3 protein-coding genes are annotated in these 1658 nt (G+C 68.9%); all 3 read left to right on the top strand.

Translation table 11 applies throughout. From position 1 onward, the window contains the following. The coding region (locus OO71_RS45780) for an alpha-N-acetylglucosaminidase C-terminal domain-containing protein (RefSeq protein WP_033296407.1) at positions 1–417 on the top strand (417 nt) is incomplete at its 5' end. Further along, positions 417–608 carry a ferredoxin gene (locus OO71_RS45785; protein ID WP_033296408.1) on the top strand — a complete coding sequence of 64 codons (192 nt, stop codon included), beginning with the start codon at positions 417–419 and terminating at the stop codon, positions 606–608. The genes OO71_RS45780 and OO71_RS45785, both read left to right, overlap by 1 nt. Positions 609–611: 3 nt before the next feature. After that, the coding region (locus OO71_RS45790; protein WP_051793262.1) for an NAD(P)/FAD-dependent oxidoreductase at positions 612–1658 on the top strand (1047 nt) is incomplete at its 3' end.

The following is a 1658-nucleotide window of genomic DNA, read 5'->3' on the forward strand; positions in this document are numbered from 1 at the left end:
GCGCAGGAAACCCTGTTGCGTGCGAGTGAGGATTTCCTGCTGGGTAAGTGGCTGGCTGATGCCCGGTCTTGGGGTTCGACCGTGGATGAGGGTTGTTACCTGGCGGAGGAAGCGAAGCGGTTGCTGACGGCGTGGGGTTATGAGGATTCGACGTTCCTGGTCGATTACGCGAACCGCAGCTGGGCGGGGCTGGTCGGGGATTATTACCGGTCGCGGTGGAGTACCTGGCTGGCGCAGGTCCGGCATGTGTTGACCGGGGAGGCCACGACCCCGATCGATTGGTATCGCTTCGCCGATGACTGGATCACGAGCCGGACCGAGTATCCGAGCCGCCCGTCCGGTGACGTGACGGAGGCGGCGACGGCTGTGCTGGTGCTGGCCGAACGCCTCACCGTGGGTGGAAAGGGGACGATGTGATGAAGATCGAGGTGAACCACCCGGCGTGTGTCGGGTCGGGGCAGTGTGTCCTGAGCGCGGATGATCTGTTCGATCAGGACGACGACGGCATCGTGATCCTGCTGCACGACGAGGCGGGGCCTGGCCGGGAGGCTGCGGCGCGGCGGGCGGCGTCGTTGTGTCCGGCTCGCGCGATCATGCTGACGGACTGACCGATGGGGACGGGGCATGGGACGGTGATCGTCGGTGCGTCGATCGGCGGCTTCACCACGGCGGAATCCCTGCGCAGCCATGGATATCAGGGCCGGATCACGGTGGTCGGGGAGGAGCCGCATCCGCCGTATCATCGTCCGCCGTTGTCGAAGCAGGTCCTGGCGGGGGAGTGGACCGGTGCGGCGATCACGCCGGTGTCGCCGTTCGAATTCGACCTGTTGCTCGGTACCCGGGCGACCGGGCTGGATCTTGACGAGCGGGTGGTGCAGACCACGGGTGGGGAGGTGCCGTTCGCGTCGCTGGTGATCGCGACCGGGGTTGCGGCGCGGCGGTTCGAGCCGCCGCTGGCCGGGCTGCACACGCTCCGCACCCTCGATGATGCGGCGGCGTTGACGGCGGACCTTGAGGGTGCGCGCCGGGTGTTGGTGGTCGGGGCGGGGGTTCTCGGTGGGGAGATCGCGGCCGGGTTGGCGGCCCGGGGTTTGGCGGTGACGGTGGTGGGCCGGAGCCGGTCGATCCGGTTCGGTCAGGTAGGCGCGCTGCTCTCGCCCCAGCTGACCGAGTTGCATGAACGGCACGGGGTGGACCTGCGGTTGGGTCGTCAGGTCACCCGGCTGCTCGGTGAGGATCGGGTGGCGGGTGCGGTGTTGTCCGATGGGTCGACGGTCGACGCGGACGTGGTGGTCGCGGCGATGGGCAGCCGTCCGCGGACGGAGTGGCTGGCCGGGTCGGGGCTGCGGCTGGTCGACGGCGTCGGGTGTGACAGTGCGGGGCGGGCGGCGGCCGATGTCTACGCGGTCGGGGACATCGCCCGCTGGACGTATGCCTCTGGGTCGATTCGGGTCGAGCATCAGCAGAACGCGATCGAGCAGGCCCACGCGGTGGCCGAGACGATCGCGACCGGGGTTCCGCAGTCGCCGGATATTGTGCCGTTCTTCTGGTCGGAGCTCTACGGCACCCGTATCCAGGCCTACGGGCGGTTCACCGGCGCGAACACCCTGGAGGTGGTCGAGGGTGACCCGGCGGACGGGAAGTTCGCCGCTCTCGCC

Origin of the sequence: Amycolatopsis jejuensis, assembly GCF_000717335.1 — a bacterium.
In the GTDB taxonomy this organism is placed as follows: Bacteria; Actinomycetota; Actinomycetes; order Mycobacteriales; family Pseudonocardiaceae; genus Amycolatopsis; species Amycolatopsis jejuensis.